The sequence below is a fragment of the Streptomyces sp. S6 genome, from assembly GCF_054880855.1.
This window is the reverse complement of record NZ_JBTYMC010000120.1, coordinates 1-18,399: the sequence shown is the minus strand read 5'-3', so window position 1 is coordinate 18,399 and position 18,399 is coordinate 1. Positions and strand designations below refer to the sequence as shown.

Sequence of the window (18,399 nt, the reverse complement as noted above, 5' to 3'; positions counted from 1 at the left end):
CCGCCCCCGTCCTCGGCGCCCCGCCGGCCGCCGCCCAGAACCTCGGCAGAGGCCACAGCCACGGCCACGGCGGCGACGCCCTCGTCCCCGCCCACCGGCGCGGCATCATCCTGTACACCGTCCGCGACGCCACCGGCCGCGACCCGCTCGCCTCCGACCTGCCCTCCGGATTCCGCGAGGTCTTCCGGCAGCTCTCCCGGTTCGGCTACCGGCAGGTCGAGTTCGCCGGGTACGGGCAGCACGCCAACGCCCCCGGCGGGGCGAACCTGGAGTCCGTGCAGGGCGCGCGCCTGCTGCGGTCCTGGCTCGACGAGTACGGGCTGCGCGCCCGCGGCAACCACGGCTACATCCCGCCGTCCTGGCCGCTCGTCCCCGCCGAACTGGACACCTTCAAGAAGCACCTGGAGATCGCGAACATCCTCGGCATGCCGCACATGGGCACCGGCGCCGACCCGACGAACAGCTCCTACAAGGCCGACTGGGACGCCGCCGCCGACAAGTGGAACGCCCTCGGCGAGATCGCCCGCCGCGCGGGGCTCAAGCTCTACACCCACAACCACGACGCCGCCTACGGCTTCCTCCTCGACTCCGGCCCGCTCGACGCCCAGGGCAAGCCCACGCGCAGCTCCGGCATCCGCAAACTGGAGTACTTCCTGAAGACGACCGACCCGCGGTCCGTCTGGCTGGAACTGGACGTCTTCTGGGCGCACGTCGCCCAGTACAAGTTCCACACCTACACCGCCCCCGACGGCTCCACCCGGGAGAAGGTCTTCGACCCCGCGGCCGTCGTCGTCCGCAACAGCCGCCGCTACCCGCTGTTCCACGCCAAGGACGGCACCGTCAACACCACCAACGGCATGGGCTACGACATGGTTCCCTTCGGCACCGGCGACATCGACTACACGGCGTTCTTCTCCCGCATCGGCGACCGCGACCACCGCAACCCCATGGTCGAACAGGACAACGCCCCCAGCACCACCGACCCCGCCCAGTCCCTCACGTACTCCCGTATCGGGTACGACAACCTCGCGGCCCTGAGAGGCTGCCGGCGCTGAGAGCACACGCGTACGCGCGCGTGGCCGATCGCGTGAGCGATCCTCCACGCGCGCGTACGCGCCGGTCACACGGCTTCGCCCGCAGCCCTCCCCGGCTGCCGCAGCATCAGCGCGATCACCGCCGCGACCATCGACACGCCCCCGGCGAGCGCGTACGCGCCGTCGTATCCCCAGGAGGCGACGACGAGGGACCCGAGGCCGCCCCCGAAGAGCCCGCTGACCAGCTTCCCGCTGTACACGAGCCCGTAGTTGGTGGCGTTGTAGTTCTCCCCGAAGTAGTCCGGGGTCAGAGCGGCGAACAGCGGGTAGAAGGCGCCCCCGCCGAACCCGGAGAGGAACGCGAACACCAGGAACAGCGCCTCGCTGCGGACGTGCCCGGCGCCGATGACGCCGAACTGCGCGAGCCCGAGCACGACGATGACGAACACCAGCGTCGACCTGCGGCCCCACCGGTCGGACAGCCAGCCCACGACCCCGCGCCCGACCCCGTTGACGACGGCCATGACCCCCATGGAGGAGGCCGCCACCAGAGGACCGAACCCGACCTCCTTCGCGTAGTCCACCTGGAAGGAGATCCCGAAGATGGACACCCCGGCGGTCATCACGATCGACAGCCACATCAGGGGCAGCATGCCGGTGCGGACCGCCTCCTTCGGCGTGAACTGCCGCACGGCGGGCGGGTTCCTCACGAGCCCCGCCGCACCGCCCTCGTCGCCCGCGCGGAGCGGCGGTTCGACATCCGGGGGCCACCAGTTCTTCGGCGGGTCCTTGAAGAAGAACGCGCACCCGAACACGACGACCATGATGTAGCAGCCGATGAGGTCGAGGACCTGGTGGTAGTTCGCGGTGTCGAAGCCGTAGTTGAAGACGAAGATGAACGGCAGCGACCCGTACGCGAAGCCGCCGTTGACGAACCCGGTGCGCGCGCCGCGCCGCTCGGGGAACCACTTGCCGACCATGTTGATGCACGTCGCGTAGACGAGCCCGGCGCCGATCCCGCCGACCACCCCGAAGCCCAGGACCGCCATCAGGACGTCGTCCAGATGCGAGAGGGCCAGGAATCCCACCAGGCACAGTCCTGAGCCCGCGTACATGGCCTGACGGGCCGTGAGGAGCCCTTTCTCACGTAACCAGCCGGCCGGGAAGGCGACGCCCGCCTGGAAGAACACCCAGACGCTGAGGATCCAGAAGGTGTTCGACTGCGTCCAGCCGTGCGCGTGGGACAGGGTGTCCTCCGCGGAGCCGTAGGCGTACTCGAAGACGCTGATCGCCATCATCGCGAGCCACGGCAGCCAGATCATCAGCTTGCGGGAGTGACCGAGGATGTCCCGGTCGGTCTCGCCCACCCGGTACACGCGCCCGCGCGCGTCGGTCACCTCCCGGTACGGGACGGCGGCGGGGTCGTACTCGGTGGTCCTCATCTCACGCACCACCCCCGAGCAGCCCCGCCGCCCGCGCCCACCGGTACTTGGCGCCCAGCACGGCCACCGGCCGCTCGGTCGTGTACGGGTACGCCACGACCCCCCGCTCGAACAGGTACCGGCACGCCTCCTCCACCTCGACGTCCCCGGCGAGCGACGCCACCACCGGCTTGTCGACGCCCCGCGCGCGGAACTCGGCCACCACGCGCGCGGTGAGCTCCGCGAAGACCATCGGGGGAGTGACGATCGTGTGCCAGTAACCGAGCACCAGCGCGTGCACGCGCGGATCCTCCAGACCCAGCCGGATCGTCGCCTCGTACGTCGCCGGCGGCTCGCCCCCGGTGATGTCCACCGGATTGCCCGCCGCCCCGAACGGCGGGATGAACCGCCGGAACGCCTCGTCCAGATCGGGCGGGATCTCCATCAGGGACAGCCCGTTGTCCGTCACGGCGTCGGAGAGGAGCACCCCGGAGCCGCCCGCGCCGGTGATGATGACGACGTTGTCGCCGCCCGGCGTCGGCAGCACCGGCAACGCGCGCGCGTACTCCAGCATGTCGTGCAGCCCCGGCGCCCGGATCACCCCCGCCTGCCGCAGGATGTCGTCGTAGACGGCGTCGTCGCCCGCCAGAGCGCCCGTGTGCGACCCGGCGGCCCGCGCCCCCGCCGCCGTCCGCCCGGCCTTCAGGACGATCACCGGCTTCTTCGGGACGGTCGCCCGCGCGGCCTCGACGAACGCACGGCCGTCCTTCAGGTCCTCCAGGTGCATCGCGACGCACTCGGTGTGCGGGTCCTGCGCGAACCACGTCAGCAGGTCGTCCTCGTCGAGGTCCGACTTGTTGCCGAGACCGACGATCGCCGACACACCCGTGCGCGTGCTGCGCGCGAACCCGAGGATCGCCATCCCGATACCGCCGGACTGCGAGGTCAGCGCGACGCCGCCCTTCACGTCGTAGGGCGTGCAGAACGTCGCGCACAGGTCCTGCCAGGTCGAGTAGTAGCCGTAGATGTTCGGCCCCAGCAGCCGCACGCCGTACCGCTCGGCGATCTCCACGATCTCCGCCTGGAGGGCGTGCTCCCCGGTCTCCGCGAACCCCGAGGGGATCAGCACCGCGTTCGGTATCCCCTTGCGGCCGGTCTCCTCCAGGGCGGCGGCGACGAACCGCGCGGGGATCGCGAACACGGCGACGTCGACGTCGCCCGGCACGTCCGTGACGCTCCGGTACGCCTTGCGGCCCAGGATGTCGTCCGCCTTCGGGTTGACGGGATGGATGTCCCCGGCGAACCCGCCGTCGACCAGGTTGCGCATCACCGAGTTGCCGATCTTGCCGGACTCGTTCGACGCCCCGATCACTGCGACCGACCGGGGCCGCATCAGCCGCCCCACGGACGCGAGGATCTCCTCCCGCGAGTAGCGACGACGCACGCGCGCGGGGGCGTCGGACAGGAGGATCCGGACGTCCGCCGCGTGCGCGCCCTCCGGCGTCGCGATCACCGGGTTGAGATCCACCTCGGCGATCTCCGGGAACTCCGCGACCAGCAGCGACACCCGCCGGATCTGCTCCGCGAGCGCCCACCGGTCCACCCCGGCCCGCCCCCGCACCCCGGCCAGCACCGGCGCCGCACGGATCGAGTCCAGCATCGACAGCGCCTCGTCCGCGCTCACCGGCGCCAGCCGGAACGTGACGTCCCGCAGCACCTCGACGAGCACCCCGCCGAGCCCGAACGCCACCACCTTCCCGAACGTCGGATCCGTCCCCGCCCCGACGATCACCTCCTGACCCCGAGGCAGCAGCTCCTGGATCTGCACACCCGCCACCCGCGCCTGCGCGTCGTACACACGCGCGTTGCCGACGATCTCGTGGAACGCCGCGCGGACGGCCGCCGCCCCCTCGACCCCGACGACGACCCCGCCGGCCTCCGTCTTGTGCAGGATGTCCGGCGACACGATCTTCATCACCACCGGCCCGCCGAACCGAGCCGCGTGCGCCACCGCCTCCTCGACGTCCCGCGCCAGCGCCTCGCCCGGTACGGCGATCCCGTACGCGTCGGCGACCTCCTTGCCCTCCGGCGCCGTCAGCGCCGCCCGTCCCTCGGCACGCACGGCGTCCAGCACCGCCCGCACCCGTGCCACCCGGTTCTCGTCCAGCACCTCAGATCACCCCGTCCGACTTCAGCAGCCGCAGTTCACCGGCGGGCAGGCCCAGTTCACCGGCGTAGATCTCCTCGTTGTGCTCGCCGAGCAGCGGCGAACTGGTCACTTCGACGGGGGAGTCGGACAGTTTCAGGGGGCTGCCGACGGTCACGAACTCGCCGCGTTGCGGGTGTGGGACGCGCACGATCATCTCGTTCGCGATCAGCGATTCGTCCTCGACGATCTCCCGCGTCGACAGGATCGGACCGCACGGCACGCCCCGCGCGTTGAGCCGGTCCAGGACCTCCCACTTCGGGAGGGTCGCCGACCACTCCTCGATCAGCTGGAACATCTTGTTCAGCTTCGGCAGCCGGGCCTCGGGACTCGCCCACTCGGGGTCGTCGGCCAGCTCCGGACGGCCGATCAGCTCGGCGATCGGCCGCCAGCCGACGGGCTGCACGATCACGTACACGTAGTCGTTCGGACCGCCCGGCGCGCACCGCACCGCCCACCCCGGCTGACCCCCGCCGGAAGCATTTCCGGAACGGGGAACTTCCGCGCCGAAGTCGCCGTTCGGATATTCAGAGAGCGGCCCTCGTGCCAGGCGCTGCTGGTCCCTCAGCTTCACCCGGCACAGGTTGAGTACGGCGTGCTGCATGGCCACGCCGACCCGCTGACCACGCCCGGTCCTCTCGCGCTGGAGCAGAGCGGCGAGAATCCCCGCCACGGCGTGGACCCCCGTCCCCGAGTCCCCGATCTGGGCCCCCGTCGCCAGCGGCGGCCCGTCCTCGAACCCCGTGGTCGACATCGACCCGCCCATCGCCTGAGCGACGACCTCGTACGCCTTGAAGTTCGTGTACGGGCCGTCCCCGAACCCCTTGATGGAGGCATAGACGATCCGTGGATTGATCTCCTGCACCCGCTCCCAGGTGAACCCCATCCGGTCCACCGCACCCGGCCCGAAGTTCTCGACGAGGACGTCGGAGCGCCGGATCAGCTCGGTCAGCAGCTCCTTGCCGCGCTCGGTCTTGGTGTTGAGGGTGATGCTGCGCTTGTTGCAGTTCAGCATCGTGAAGTACAGCGAGTCGACGTCCGGGATGTCACGCAGCTGGCCGCGCGTGATGTCCCCGGACGGCGCCTCCAGCTTCACGACGTCGGCGCCGAGCCAGGCCAGCAGCTGGGTCGCGGAGGGGCCGGACTGGACGTGGGTCATGTCGAGGACACGGATGCCGTCGAGGGCCTTGGCTGTCATGGGCGTCGACCTCACTTGTACATCGTCTGGTTCATGGTTCCGGGGGCGTACGCGTCCGGGTCGACCCAGACGTTGACCAGCGAGGGCTTGCCCGACTCGCGGGCCCGCTGGAGCGCCGGGCCGATGTCGGCGGGGTCGCGGACCTCCTCGCCGTGGCCGCCGAGGATCTGGGCGAACTTGTCGTAGGGGACGTCGCCGAGGGTGTTGCCGACCCGCTCGCGTGCCGTGCCGTACTTGCGGGCCTGGCCGTAACGGATCTGGTTCATCGAGGAGTTGTTGCCGACAATGCCGACGAACGGGAGGTCGTAACGGACGAGAGTCTCGAAGTCCCAGCCGGTCAGGGAGAACGCGCCGTCCCCGAAGAGCGCGACGACCTCCTTGTCGGGGCGGGCCTGCTTCGCGGCGAGCACGAAGGGGATGCCGACGCCGAGGGTGCCGAGGGGGCCCGGGTCCATCCAGTGGCCGGGCGACTTGGGCTGGACGACCTGCCCGGAGAACGTGACGATGTCGCCGCCGTCGCCGATGTAGACCGAGTCCTCGGTGAGGAAGTCGTTGATCTCACTGACCAGCCGGTAGGGGTGGATCGGCGAGGCGTCCGACCGAAGCTGCGGCAACCGCTTCTCGATCGCGGCCTGTTCGACGGCGCGCAGCTCGTCGAGCCACTCCTTGCGCTGCCCCGCGCCCCCGTTCAGCCGCCCGGACGCGGCCTGCGTCACCGCCTTCAGGACGAGGCCCGCGTCGCCGACGATGCCGAGGTCGATGTCCCGGTTCTTGCCGACGGTGCGGTAGTCGAGGTCGATCTGGACGACCGTCGCGTCCGGGGAGAGCCGCTTGCCGTAGCCCATGCGGAAGTCGAACGGCGTCCCGACGATCACGATCACGTCGGCGCCGGAGAAGGCGTGGCGCCGGGAGAGCTGGAAGTGATGGGGGTCGCCGGGCGGGAGGGTGCCGCGGCCCGCGCCGTTCATGTACGCCGGGATGTTCAGGGTGCGCACCAGCTCGGTCGCAGCCTCGGTGCCGCGGGTCGTCCAGACCTGGCCGCCCAGCAGGATCGCCGGTTTCACGGCGTGCACCAGCAGGTCGGCGAGCTTCTCGATCGCCTCGGGGTCGCCGGCCGAGCGGGTCGAGGCACGGTAGGCGCCCGCCTTCGGGACCCGCGCCCGGTCGACGGGCACCTTCGCGTCGAGGACGTCGCGCGGGATCTCCAGGAACGCCGGTCCCGGGGCGCCGTGGTAGCACTCGCGGAACGCCATCGACACCATGTCGGCGGCGCGCGCCGTGTCCGGCACCGTCGCCGCGAACTTCGTGATCGGCGCCATCATGTCGACGTGCGGCAGATCCTGGAGGGAGCCCATCTTGTGCTGGGTGAGTGCTCCTTGGCCGCCGATCAGCAGCATCGGCGACTCCGCGCGGAACGCGTTCGCGACGCCGGTCACCGCGTCCGTCGTACCGGGTCCGGCGGTGACGACCGCGCAGCCCGGTTTGCCGGTGATCCGCGCGTAGCCGTCGGCGGCGTGCGCGGCGACCTGTTCGTGGCGGACGTCGACGACTTCTATGCCCTCGTCGACGCAGCCGTCGTAGATGTCGATGATGTGGCCGCCGCACAGCGTGTAGATGCGGTCGACCCCTTCTGCCTTGAGCGCCTTCGCGACGAGATGACCGCCGGAGACCGTGTCCTGTGTGTCCTCGGGCATGGCGAAACCTGTCCCTTCGTAGGGGTGGTCGCAGGAGGGAGGAGCGCCGTATGCGGCACATTGCATACAGTCGACGAATTACTGTATGGACCTTGTTATCCCTCATCCCGGGGACGCTGTCCAGGGGGCGTGCGGCACTTTCGGACATCCCCATTCCGGCCGCCCGGCGTCCGCCGGCATGGGGGTCGCCGCCCCTGCCCGCCCGTACCCGAGTCACCGCCCGCTCACGGAGCGCCACGATCTCGCCGGTGCCCGGCCCCCTGCCCCGGCCTGCGGATATGCGGGTGAAACCCACTCCGAAACCTTGGTATTGTTGTCCATGTCGCCGCGGGGAACACCGCGAACGGCAGACACCTTGTCCGGGTGGCGGAATGGCAGACGCGCTAGCTTGAGGTGCTAGTGCCCTTTATCGGGCGTGGGGGTTCAAGTCCCCCCTCGGACACCAGCGAAGGACCCCTGTTGATCAGGGGTCCTTCTGCTTTCCCGGCGCGTCCCGCGGGGGTGCGGTGGCTTCGGCGTCTTGTCGACAGGGCATCGCCCTTCACGGTTGGCTGACTGACCGTCAATGTCCGTTCGGGACAAGGGATTGGCGGGTCGTTGACCGGTTCTCGCGGTGATACGATCACGGCGCTTGCAGAGCGGGCGGATGGGTGCACGCCGATGCCCCCGGTGCGGGCGGTCCGCCGGTCCACCCGCATTGACGGGAATTCAGCTACTGGCCGTCAGTCGCCTGAAGAGAGTCTTATGACGCATTACATACAAAGCCCGGCTTTTTGGGCTCTCCTTGCCTTGCTGGCTCTACTGGCCCTCGCGATCGCCGTCATCGGCCGCCTGCGCCAGGCGGCCCGGGGGCTGAGGCAGGAGGTCGCCGGCCTCAAAACGCATTACTCCGAACTGGAGAACCAGTACACAGAATCCGTGGAAGCCGCCCAGGAAAGGGCGGAAGAAGCGACGAAAACCGTACTGAAATCCGCCATGCGCACCCTTCAGGGCCTCGCTCTGGAACAGCAGCTCATCGTCTCCCGGCTGCAGAGCAAGTACGGCGACTCGGTCATGCTCCAGGACCTCCTGGAGATCGACCACACCAACTCCCAGTTCGGCCGCCGAGCCCAGTCCATCGCCGTCCTGTGCGACGGCTGGCTCGGCCGCCAGCGCGACGTCGCCTCCGTCTACGACGTCGTCCGCAGCGCCCAGGGCCGCGTCCGGCACTACCGCCGGATCGAGATCCTCTCGCAGGTCGACTTCGGCATCACCAGCCGCGCCGTCGAGCCCGTCGCCCTCGCCCTCGCCGAAGTCCTCGACAACGCCACCAGCTATTCCAGTCCGGACACCGTCGTCGAGATCAATATCCGTACCGTCCCCAAGGGAATCTGCATCGTCGTCGACGACGCCGGTGTCGGTATGAACGACGAGGAACGCGTCAAGGCGGAGAAACTCCTCTCCAGCGAACGCGTCACCGGTGTCTCCGCGCTCGGAAATCCCCCGCAATTCGGATTCGCGGTCATCGGCGTGCTCAGCGAGCGGTTCGGCTTCGAGGTGTCCGTCGACTCCTCCTCCCCGTACGGCGGCGTCCGCGCCGTCCTGCTCCTGCCGCACGACCTCCTCACCGGCGCTCCCCAGCAGAAGGAGCCCGCGCCGGTCGTCACCACGGTCGGCGCACCGGAGTACGCCGGACCCGAGGCGACCCCCCTGCCCGCCGCCACGACCTCCGACGGCCTGCCCAAGCGGCGCCGCAAGCGGCCGATGGCGATCGTTCCGGGCAGCGGCTCCACGGAGACCGGCGCCCCGGGCCGGTCCCGCTCCGGCGCCGAGACCGCCGCGATCATGGGCGCCTTCCAGCGGGGCACGCAGTCCGGCCGCACCGGCCGGGGCGACGGCGCGGACCAGACGAGCAGCACAAGAGGTGCGAGCAGCGAAGGGCATGATGTCTCGTGAACGCCGATCTGTCATGGATGCTTGACAGCGCTCTGGAGATACCCGGGGCCCTGCACGCCGTCCTGATCTCCGCCGACGGGCTGCTGATGGCCCGCACCAAGGAGTTCGACAAGGACAACGCCGACCGGGTGGCCGCCGCGATGAGCGGGGTCCAGTCGCTCAGCCGCTCCCTCGCCTTCTTCTGCGAGGACCGCTCCCAGCAATGGCGCCAGACCCTCGTCGAGTTCGACGGCGGCTGGGTCTTCCTCATCTCCGCGGGCGAGGGCGCCTACCTCGGCGTCTCGGCCACCCCGGACGTCGACATGCAAGACATCACGTTCCGCATGCAGCAGCTCGTCGGCCAGCTCGGCAAGGCGCTCACCACGCCGCCGCGCGAGAACATCGGCGCCCAGGCATGAACGGATACGGCGAACTTGAGCCCCAGACGCCGGAGTTAGTGCGACCGTACGTCATCACCCGGGGCCGCGGACTGCCCGACGAGGGGCAGCTCTCGCTCATCACCCTGGTCACGGCCGCCCCCGGCGACCGGCGCAGGCCGATGAGGCTCACCCCCGAGGAGCAGAGCCTCCTCGACCTCTGCGACGCCGGATACCTGTCCGTCGCCGAGATCGCCGGGCACACCCAACTGCCCCTGGGTGTCGTGAAGATCCTCCTCGCCGCCCTCGTCGAGGCCGGCCACCTCGTCACCCGACCGCCCGTCCAGCGGGCTCCCCTCGCCGACCGGGAAATCCTGGAGGAGGTGCTGAATGGTCTCCGCGCCAAGTTTGGATGAGCAGGCGTACGTCCGCGGCGGCGAGCAGCAGACGGCCGTCAAGATCCTCGTCGTGGGCCACTTCGCGGTGGGCAAGACCACGTTCATCGGGGCGATCTCCGAGATCGAACCGCTGACCACCGAGGAGACGATGACCCGGGCCGCCGAGTCGATCGACGACCTCAAGGGCGTCCAGGGCAAGACCACCACCACGGTCGCCATGGACTTCGGCCGCCTCACCATCAGCGACCGCGTCGTGCTCTACCTGTTCGGCACCCCCGGACAGCAGCGCTTCGTCCAGATGTGGGAGGACATGGCACGCGGCGCGCTCGGCGCTCTCGTCCTCGTCGACCCCGAACGGCTCGCCGACTCCTTCGAAGTCATCGACCTCATCGAGCAGTTCGGCCTCGACTACGCCATCGCCGTCAACCACTTCGACGGCGCCCCCGCGCGCGACGAGGCGGCCCTGCGCGAGGCGCTCGACCTGCTGGCGGACACCCCCGTCGTGACCTGCGACGCGCGCGACGAGAAGTCCTCGGCCGAGGCGCTCATCAAGCTGGTCGAGTTCCTGATGGCGCGCGCTCACTGACGCGGTGTCAACTGAGGTTCTTTGACGGCGAGTCGGTCGGGTGACTCGCCGTCAGTCATTTGTCGGCTTGGTCGGCCGGGGGCTTTCTCGTCCGAGGAGCTTGCGCGGTCGAGGGGCCTTCCGCTGGGCTCTCTCACCCGAAGAGGCGGACCGAGGGGCGGAGTTCGCGGCCGGTGTCGAGGCTGACCTCGTCGCCGACTTTCAACTCCTTCAGGACACCGGCTCGTTCCGCAACGGCGCGCGCCGCCGGTGGGACTTCGACGAATCAGGTTGCCCCGGACAGCCCGGTCGCCCCCCTGCTCGCCGGCAGCCTTGCCCTGATCGGCATCTCTCCGCTCGTCGGCTTCGTCGCTGCCGGTACGGCACATCGTCGTCCCCGAGGGGAACTTGACCTGGCGGCCGGCTTCTTTCGTCGGGTGTTCGCCGAGCCGGTCGTGCGGTTCACGCCGAGGCGGTTGCTCCGGGGATGGCTGAGAAGAGCTGATTGAGCAACCGACATGCGGGGTGATTCACACAACATGCACATGGTTTGCGATAACCGCATGAAGCTTCGTCACCGGGGGTAGTGAGCAACGCGATATCCGTGTTGTCCACGAGACGAAGGAGGTGTCATGGACCTGAAGTTCCGTGATGCCACTGCGCTGCGGCGCCGTGCAGAACAGGCCCGTACCGGCCCGTGCATAACCAGGGGGCGGTACGGCGCCCCCACCTTCACGACTCAACTCCACAGCAGTGACCAGGAGATACCCGCCTCGCAGGGCGGGTATCTTCATGCCCGCCGTGGGGTGGGTGGGGGATTTCGAGGGGTGCGCCTGAGGGGGGCGTGCTCTGGGGTGGTGCGATCGGGGGCGGCGTCTTCGGGAGAGGCGTTCTCGGGCGCGGTGGCTTCGGGCGCGGTGGCTTCGGGGGTGGGGCGATGAGTGCCGTCGTGCCGCGTTCCGGTGCCGGGGCGCCGACCCTCGGGGCCTTGACCGTGGGGCAGTTGCTGCGGTTGTGTGACGTCGCCGGGCTCGCCTCCGCCGACGCCGAGAACTACGCCGCCGTCCTCCTCGGGGCCCTCGGGCCCGTCGCCGAGCGGCCGTTGGACCTGCCGCCGCCCACCCGCACCTTCCTCTCCGACGACCACACCCCCGTCGAGTTCTCCCTCGCCCACCTGCCGGACAGGCTCCCCGCCCTCCGCGTCCTCGTCGAACCCGGGTGCCTGGCGCCGGACTTGGCGGGCAACGGCCGTGCCGGGCTCGCTGTCGTCCACGAACTGGCCCGCGCCTGGAACTTCTCCACCGCCCAACTCGACACGCTCACCGACCTGTTCCTCCCCGACGACCCGCACGGGCCGCTCGCCCTGTGGATCGCCCTGGAACTGCGCGCCGGCGGGGTACCGGCCGTGAAGGTCTACCTCAACCCCTCCGCCTCGGGCCCGGAGCGCGCCGCCGCGACCGTCCGCGAGGCGCTGCGCCGCCTCGGCCACCACGACGCGTTCGCCGCGCTGCCCGACGCCGACGGGTACCCCTTCTTCGCCCTCGACCTCGGTGACTGGGACACGCCCCGGGCGAAGATCTACCTCCGCCACGACGACCTCACCGCAGCCCGCGCCGGCACCCTGTCCCGGACCCGGCCCGGCCCGCCCGCCGGGGAGATCGAGCAGTTCCTCACGCTTGCGGGGGGCTTCGACGGCCGTCCGGACGGCGCCGGCCTGCACGCGCCACTGGTCGGCCGGCCCGGCCTGACCTGCCACGCCTTCACCGAGAACCGCACGGGGCTGCCCAGCGGGTTCACCCTCCACGTCCCCGTCCGTGACTACGTCCGTCATGACGGGGAGGCGTTCGCCCGTGCGGCGCGGGCGCTGCGCCGTCATGGCATGGATCCCGTGGCGCTGCGCCGCGCGATGGACGCCCTCACCTCCCGCCGTCCCGAGGACGGGGCCGGGCTCATCGCCTATCTGGCCCTCGTCCACCAGGAGGGGCGGCCCGCCCGGATCACCACCTACCTCTCCGCCGAGGCGTACGAGGTGCGCGCGCCGAAGCGCCGTCTTCCTGCGTCCGTGCGGGTGGGGCGGGCGGGGGTGGGGGCGTAGTGGGGCCGGGAGCGCGGGGTGTGGGTGCCGCGTGATGTGTGATGTATGACGTGTGATGTGTCATGCAGAGTGTCATGTGCGTGACATGCCGCGCCGAGGGGGGTGGGGGACTCCCCTCGGGGTGCGGGGTGCGGGGTGCGGGGTGCGGGGGGTGATGTGTGATGTGTCGTGTGTGCTGTGCGGGATGTGGGGGGTGTGCTGTGTGAGGTGTGGTGTGTGATGCATGACATACCACCGGCAGCCCGGTGTGGCCTCACTCGTGGCGGAGTTCCTCCAGGTAGCCCGCCACGCTGACCTGTGTCGAGGAGCCTTCCGCCCGCCCGTACTGGCGGGCGATCCCGTCGAGGTAGTCCGCGATCTCCTTGCGCATGACCTCGGGGGAGGGGAGGCTCGCCTCGCCGGTGAGGACACGGGCGATCCAGCGGGCCTGGGCCTCGACGAGCCGGGTGATCGAGCCGAGCGGGCGGACCAGACCGGTGAAGTACAGTCCTGGACGGTCAGCCGCGACGACCCGCTTGTACAACTCCACCGCGCCCTGCGGTCCGATCGGACAACCGGCGGGCAGGAAGGGGAAATCCATCCCGTAGCCGGTGCAGTAGACGATGGTGTCGGTGGTCACGGACGTCCCGTCGGTGAACACCACCCGGCCGCCGTCGAGACGGTCGATCGCGGGCTTCGGGGTCACCGCGCCGTGCCGGATGCGGCTGAGGATCTCGTCGGAGATGGTGACCGCCGAGGAGAAGAGAGGGTGATCGGGCTCGGGCAGCCCGAAGTCGGCGAGTTTCCCCCGCACGACGAGCAACGCCTGGTCGATCAGGCTCCGTTGCTCCTTCAGCGACATCGCCGTCCACCACGGCGCGTCGGCGATCTCGTCCAGGGTCATGCCGAAGAGTTGCTTGGGCAGTACGTGCATTCCCCGGCGCACCGAGAGCACGGTGTGCTCGGCGTGCCGGGAGAGGTCGGCGGCGATGTCCACGGCAGAGGCGCCGAGACCGACGACCACGACACGGTGGCCGGCGAAGTCGCTGCCGTCGCGGTAGTCGATGGCGTGCAGGATCGTTCCGTCGAAGGTGTCGGCTCCCTTGGGCAGGGCCGGCATCACGGGCTGCGTGTAGTGCCCCGAGGCGACGATCACCTCGCCGAAGCGACGCGAGACACTCGTGCCGTCCGCGCCCCGGCTGACGACGGTCCACCCGCCGTCGTCCTCCTGGCGAACCGACTCGACCGCCGTGTTCAGCTCGATGTGGTCCACCAGACCGGCCCACTCGGCGAACGACCTGAGATACGCGGCGACTTGACTGTGCCGGGGGTACAGCGGGTACGAGTCGGGCATCGGGAAGTCGGCGTAACCGGTCAGCTGCTTGGCGGCGTTGAGATGCAACGACAGGTAGCCGGGGCCGCGCTCACCGGCGCCCGGCTGCCGCCACAGGCCACCGACATCCGGCGCCTTCTCCAGACAGACGAACTCGATGCCCTTCTCCTTGAGCACCCGAGCCGTCGCAAGTCCCGACAGTCCGGCACCGATCAGGCAAACTCGCACGCTGCTCAACCCACTTCCTCTACAGGAACGACACCATCCTTTCGCCCAGCGGGGATTGACTGCCCATAGGGCACTTGGCTCACTCGCGGCACATCGGCGACAAGGATCACAGGAGGCGGTCTTGTGCTGGGGGAGTTGGGCGAGTTGGGCTGTCGGCATCCCTGTTCGGTGCATGCGGAGCCGTTGGAGTCGGGCCGGTGCTGCGTCGTCGTCGTGTTCGCCTCGGAGCACTCCATCGGGGCGACGGTGATCCGGCGCTCGGGCTGTGTCCGGCGGGAGTGGCTGATCATCGGTGGCGGCCATCGAGGAACGGTCCGCTCCGACTGCCGGGTGGACGACGCCGATCCCGCCCCGCGCCTCGACGAGGCCGGCGTGCCGGTCACGTCGGCCCGGTGGTACCTCGACCGGCTGGAGAAAGCCGAGCGCGAGGCGGAGCCGGGGTGACGTGCCCGGCTCGGGTCACGTCGGCGGATCGAGGCGAGGGTGGTGGTATGTCATGCATCACGCTCCCAGGGGACGTGGTTCAATCCGCCTGCGCGGTCGCCCAGATGCCTCGGACGTGGCTCAGGTGACGGGTCATGATCGTGTGGACGGACTCTTCGTCGCGGGCCAGGAGGGCGTCGAGGAGGTCGAGGTGTTCGGCGGCGGAGGCGAGGATGCCGCCGGAGGCGGCGAGGGCGTTGAGGCCGTACAGGCGTGAGCGCCCGCGCAGGTCACGGACCACCTCCACCAGGTGCGCGTTGCCGGCGAGGGCGAGCAGGCCCAGGTGGAAACGGGTGTCCGCCTCGACGTGCGCGATGAGGTCGCCGGCCACCGACGCCGTGATGATCTCCCGCGCGGCGGGCCGCAGCGCTTCGAGCGACGTCGTGTCGGCCGTCCTCACCAGCCCCACCACCGTGGGGATCTCGATCAGTGCCCGGATCTGCGTGTACTCGTCGAGCTGCTCGTCGGAGACCTCGGTCACCCGGAATCCCTTGTTCGGCACCGCGTCGACGAGCCCCTCCTTCGCCAGCACCAGCATCGCCTCCCGCACGGGGGTCACCGACACCCCGAACCGCGCCGCCACCCCCGGCGTCGAGTACACCTCCCCCGGCCGCAGCTCTCCCGCGATCACCGCCGCCCGCAGCGCGCTGACGACCTTCTCCCGGTAACTGCTCGGCCGTCCGAGCACAGGGATGGTGGGGTCGGGGGTGGAAACCATGCTGCCGTACTGGATGGTCATGGAAGTCTCCGTAGGGTCGCCGAGCCGAAGTCGGGCAGAAGTGCCCTGCCGCGAGAGGCCAACAGCCGGGCAAGGCGCCCCAGTTCACCAAGGCCGCCGCTCGACGGCGCCCCGGCGGAGGAGAGACACGACAGGTCGTCGGCGCAGCATGCTGACGACCCGTCATTCCCCCCTCGGGTGCGCGGCGTTTCCCCCTCACAGAACGAACCCTGCCGGGAACGGGTCCGCCGGGTCCAGTAGGTACTGGGCTGTTGCAGTGACCCAGGCCCGGCCGGTGAAGCTGGGCAGGACCGCAGGGAAGCCGGCGACCTCGGTGGTGCCGAGGAGCCGTCCGGTGAAGCGGGTGCCGATGAAGGACTCGTTCACGAACTCGGTGTGCAGAGGGAGTTCACCGCGGGCGTGCAGCTGCGCCATGCGCGCGCTCGTCCCGGTGCCGCAAGGGGAACGGTCGAACCAGCCGGGGTGGATCGCCATCGCGTGACGGGAGTGGCGGGCCGTCGAACCAGGCGCCCAGAGGTGGACGTGATGGCAGCCGCGGATCGAGGAATCCTCCGGATGGACCGGCTCCTCCTCGGAGTTGATCGCCTCCATCAGGGACAGACCGGCCCGCAGAATGTCATCCTTTCGGGCACGGTCGAACGGCAGCCCGAACTCGTCCAGCGAGAGAATCGCGTAGAAGTTTCCGCCGTACGCCATGTCATATGTCACCGTCCGCCCGTCCGCGAGCGTGACCTTGCGGTCCAGGGCGACCGCGTAGGACGGCACGTTCCGCAGCGTCACCGCCCTCGCCGCACCCCCCTCCACCGCGACCTCGGCGACGACCACCCCCGCAGGAGTGTCCAGCCGGATCGTCGTGACCGGCTCCACCACCTCCACCATCCCGGTCTCCACCAGCACGGTCGCCACCCCGATCGTGCCGTGCCCGCACATCGGCAGATACCCCGACACCTCGATGTAGACGACCCCCCAGTCGCAGTCCGGCCGTGTCGGCGGCTGGAGGATCGCCCCGCTCATCGCCGAGTGGCCGCGCGGCTCGTTCATCAGCAACTGCTTGATGTCGTCCCGGTGTTCACGGAAGTACAGCCGCCGCTCGTTCATCGTGGCGCCGGGAATGGTGCCGATTCCACCGGTGATCACCCGGGTCGGCATCCCCTCGGTGTGTGAATCGACGGCGTGCAGGACGAGCTTGCTGCGCATCTCCGGTTCCCTTTCCCTGGGTTGACCAAGTCACCGTCGAGCCGGGCTAGTTCGCGTCGCGCTCGGGCCGACGCCCGCGTTCCTGCCCACGTTCACGCGAGCCCCGAGGCCACCGCCTTCTCGGTCGCGGCCCGAACTGCCGCCTCCTGCTCCGGCAGCAACGGCACCCGAGGCGGCCGGCACCGCCCGCCGTGCCGGCCCACGACATCCATGGACAACTTGATCGCCTGCACGAACTCCACGCGCGAATCCCACCGCAGCAATGGATGCAACTGCCGGTACAACGGCAGCGCCGTGGTCAGATCACCGGCCACCGCCGCCCGGTACAACTCGACCGAGGCGCGCGGCAATGCGTTCGGATACCCCGCGACCCACCCCTTCGCCCCCGCCACGGCAAGCTCCAGCAGTACGTCGTCCGCCCCGATCAACAGGTCCAGATCCGGGGCGAGTTCCGCGATCCGGTACGCCCGCCGGACATCACCGGAGAACTCCTTCACCCCCTGGATGTACCCCTCCCCGTGCAACCGCGTGAGCAACTCCGGCACCAGGTCGACCTTGGTGTCGATGGGGTTGTTGTACGCCACGACCGGCAGTCCCGCCGCCGCGACCTCGGCATAGTGACCGACCACCGCTCGCTCGTCGGCCCGGTACGCGTTCGGCGGCAGCAGCATCACCGCCTTGCACCCCGCCTCACCCGCCCGCTCGGCCCACCGCCGCGACTCCGCCGCTCCGTACGCCGCCACTCCGGGCATCACCCGCTCCCCGCCGATCGCCGCGACAGCCGTCTCGACGACCCTCACCCGCTCCTCGGGCGTCAGCACCTGGTACTCGCCCAACGAGCCGTTCGGCACGACACCGTCACAGCCGTTCGCGACCAGCCAGGCACAGTGCTCGGCGTACTTGTCGTGGTTCACGGAGAGGTCGTCGTTCAGCGGAAGCGCGGTGGCGACGAGAACGCCGCGCCAGGGACGGGGTTCGGAAGCAGACATGGAGGGGCCCTTCAGGTTGGATGTGATGTGTGATGTACCACCGGGCGGGTGCGGGTGCGGGTGCGGGTGCGGGTGCGGGGGTTGTGGTGCGGTGATGCGGTGGCCGGGGTGTGATGTGTGATGCGTGGCATATCACGCATCACACATCACACCCCGGCCCGTCACCGTCGCCCCCCGCCTCCGCCAGCACCCCGAGCGGCACAGGCCGGGCCGGCAGCCGTCGTCCCGGGACGAGTGCGCAGCCCGCCACCCCCGCGACCCCCGGCTCGCACATCCGGCCCTGGCACCAGCCCATGCCTGCCCTGGTCAGCAGTTTCACGGTGCGCAGATCACCCGCGCCGAGACCTCCCACGGCCTCGCGGACGGCCCCTGCGGTGATCTCCTCGCAGCGGCACACCACCGTGTCGTCCGTGACCTGGTCCGCCCAGCGGGCAGGCGGGGTGTAGGCGCTGTCGAGGGCGGCGAAGAACGTTCGCAGGCGGGTCCGGGTCCGTGCGGCCGGCGCCCAGGCGGCGGGGTCGGGGCGGGTGCCGTGCAGGCGGGCGGCGG

The 18,399-nt window shown here is 70.1% G+C and carries 16 protein-coding genes and 1 tRNA gene; 8 read left to right on the top strand and 9 right to left on the bottom strand.

What is annotated here, in order from left to right; genetic code table 11:
• On the top strand, positions 1 to 1,055 hold a 1,055-nt coding region (locus tag ACVNF4_RS18420), incomplete at its 5' end, for a sugar phosphate isomerase/epimerase family protein (protein ID WP_461803920.1).
• 65 nt (positions 1,056 to 1,120) lie between these two features.
• Here ACVNF4_RS18420 and ACVNF4_RS18415 read toward each other — a convergent pair.
• From ACVNF4_RS18415 to ACVNF4_RS18400, 4 genes are read right to left on the bottom strand one after another with little or no spacing between them, the layout of a single operon-like run.
• A complete protein-coding gene (locus ACVNF4_RS18415) occupies positions 1,121 to 2,476 on the bottom strand; it encodes an OFA family MFS transporter (RefSeq protein WP_461803919.1) in 1,356 nt (451 codons plus the stop codon).
• A 1-nt stretch (position 2,477) separates the two neighbouring features.
• Positions 2,478 to 4,622 (bottom strand): acetate--CoA ligase family protein, encoded by a 2,145-nt coding sequence (locus ACVNF4_RS18410; RefSeq protein WP_461803922.1) that lies wholly within the window; start codon positions 4,620 to 4,622, stop codon positions 2,478 to 2,480.
• 4 nt (positions 4,623 to 4,626) lie between these two features.
• Complete coding sequence (gene frc, locus ACVNF4_RS18405; protein ID WP_461803918.1) at positions 4,627 to 5,859, bottom strand: formyl-CoA transferase; 1,233 nt, start codon at positions 5,857 to 5,859, stop codon at positions 4,627 to 4,629.
• Between the two features lie 11 nt (positions 5,860 to 5,870).
• On the bottom strand, positions 5,871 to 7,553 hold the full coding sequence (locus tag ACVNF4_RS18400; RefSeq protein WP_461803917.1) for a thiamine pyrophosphate-binding protein: 1,683 nt from the start codon (positions 7,551 to 7,553) through the stop codon (positions 5,871 to 5,873).
• A 357-nt stretch (positions 7,554 to 7,910) separates the two neighbouring features.
• Here ACVNF4_RS18400 and ACVNF4_RS18395 point away from each other — a divergent pair.
• The 6 genes from ACVNF4_RS18395 to ACVNF4_RS18370 all read left to right on the top strand — a co-directional run bounded on the left by ACVNF4_RS18395 (position 7,911) and on the right by ACVNF4_RS18370 (position 12,902).
• Positions 7,911 to 7,998, top strand: a tRNA-Leu gene (locus tag ACVNF4_RS18395).
• A 299-nt stretch (positions 7,999 to 8,297) separates the two neighbouring features.
• Positions 8,298 to 9,488 (top strand): ATP-binding protein, encoded by a 1,191-nt coding sequence (locus ACVNF4_RS18390; protein WP_461803916.1) that lies wholly within the window; start codon positions 8,298 to 8,300, stop codon positions 9,486 to 9,488.
• Positions 9,485 to 9,886: a roadblock/LC7 domain-containing protein gene (locus tag ACVNF4_RS18385; protein WP_461803915.1), complete on the top strand. Its 402-nt coding sequence runs from the start codon at positions 9,485 to 9,487 to the stop codon at positions 9,884 to 9,886. The genes ACVNF4_RS18390 and ACVNF4_RS18385 overlap by 4 nt, the downstream gene beginning before the upstream one ends.
• Positions 9,883 to 10,260: a DUF742 domain-containing protein gene (locus tag ACVNF4_RS18380; RefSeq protein ID WP_461803914.1), complete on the top strand. Its 378-nt coding sequence runs from the start codon at positions 9,883 to 9,885 to the stop codon at positions 10,258 to 10,260. The genes ACVNF4_RS18385 and ACVNF4_RS18380 overlap by 4 nt, the downstream gene beginning before the upstream one ends.
• Positions 10,235 to 10,828, top strand: a complete 594-nt coding sequence (locus ACVNF4_RS18375) for a GTP-binding protein (RefSeq protein ID WP_461803913.1) — start codon at positions 10,235 to 10,237, stop codon at positions 10,826 to 10,828. The genes ACVNF4_RS18380 and ACVNF4_RS18375 overlap by 26 nt, the downstream gene beginning before the upstream one ends.
• A gap of 916 nt (positions 10,829 to 11,744) precedes the next feature.
• Positions 11,745 to 12,902 (top strand): tryptophan dimethylallyltransferase family protein, encoded by a 1,158-nt coding sequence (locus ACVNF4_RS18370; RefSeq protein WP_461803912.1) that lies wholly within the window; start codon positions 11,745 to 11,747, stop codon positions 12,900 to 12,902.
• A gap of 253 nt (positions 12,903 to 13,155) precedes the next feature.
• On the opposite strand, the gene ACVNF4_RS18365 is transcribed toward ACVNF4_RS18370, so the two are convergent.
• The gene (locus ACVNF4_RS18365) at positions 13,156 to 14,442 is read right to left on the bottom strand and encodes a flavin-containing monooxygenase (protein WP_461803921.1); all 1,287 of its coding nucleotides are present in this window, start codon (positions 14,440 to 14,442) and stop codon (positions 13,156 to 13,158) included.
• A gap of 123 nt (positions 14,443 to 14,565) precedes the next feature.
• Between ACVNF4_RS18365 and ACVNF4_RS18360 the strand changes: the two genes are divergently transcribed.
• Positions 14,566 to 14,886: a hypothetical protein gene (locus ACVNF4_RS18360; RefSeq protein ID WP_461803911.1), complete on the top strand. Its 321-nt coding sequence runs from the start codon at positions 14,566 to 14,568 to the stop codon at positions 14,884 to 14,886.
• Positions 14,887 to 14,965: 79 nt separating this feature from the next.
• On the opposite strand, the gene ACVNF4_RS18355 is transcribed toward ACVNF4_RS18360, so the two are convergent.
• The 4 genes from ACVNF4_RS18355 to ACVNF4_RS18340 form a co-directional block, all read right to left on the bottom strand.
• Positions 14,966 to 15,664 (bottom strand): GntR family transcriptional regulator, encoded by a 699-nt coding sequence (locus tag ACVNF4_RS18355; RefSeq protein WP_461803910.1) that lies wholly within the window; start codon positions 15,662 to 15,664, stop codon positions 14,966 to 14,968.
• A gap of 195 nt (positions 15,665 to 15,859) precedes the next feature.
• The gene (locus ACVNF4_RS18350) at positions 15,860 to 16,861 is read right to left on the bottom strand and encodes a proline racemase family protein (RefSeq protein WP_461803909.1); all 1,002 of its coding nucleotides are present in this window, start codon (positions 16,859 to 16,861) and stop codon (positions 15,860 to 15,862) included.
• Between the two features lie 92 nt (positions 16,862 to 16,953).
• Positions 16,954 to 17,850 carry a dihydrodipicolinate synthase family protein gene (locus ACVNF4_RS18345; RefSeq protein WP_461803908.1) on the bottom strand — a complete coding sequence of 299 codons (897 nt, stop codon included), beginning with the start codon at positions 17,848 to 17,850 and terminating at the stop codon, positions 16,954 to 16,956.
• A 139-nt stretch (positions 17,851 to 17,989) separates the two neighbouring features.
• A partial coding sequence (locus ACVNF4_RS18340) for a (2Fe-2S)-binding protein (RefSeq protein ID WP_461803907.1) occupies positions 17,990 to 18,399 on the bottom strand: 410 nt, incomplete at its 5' end.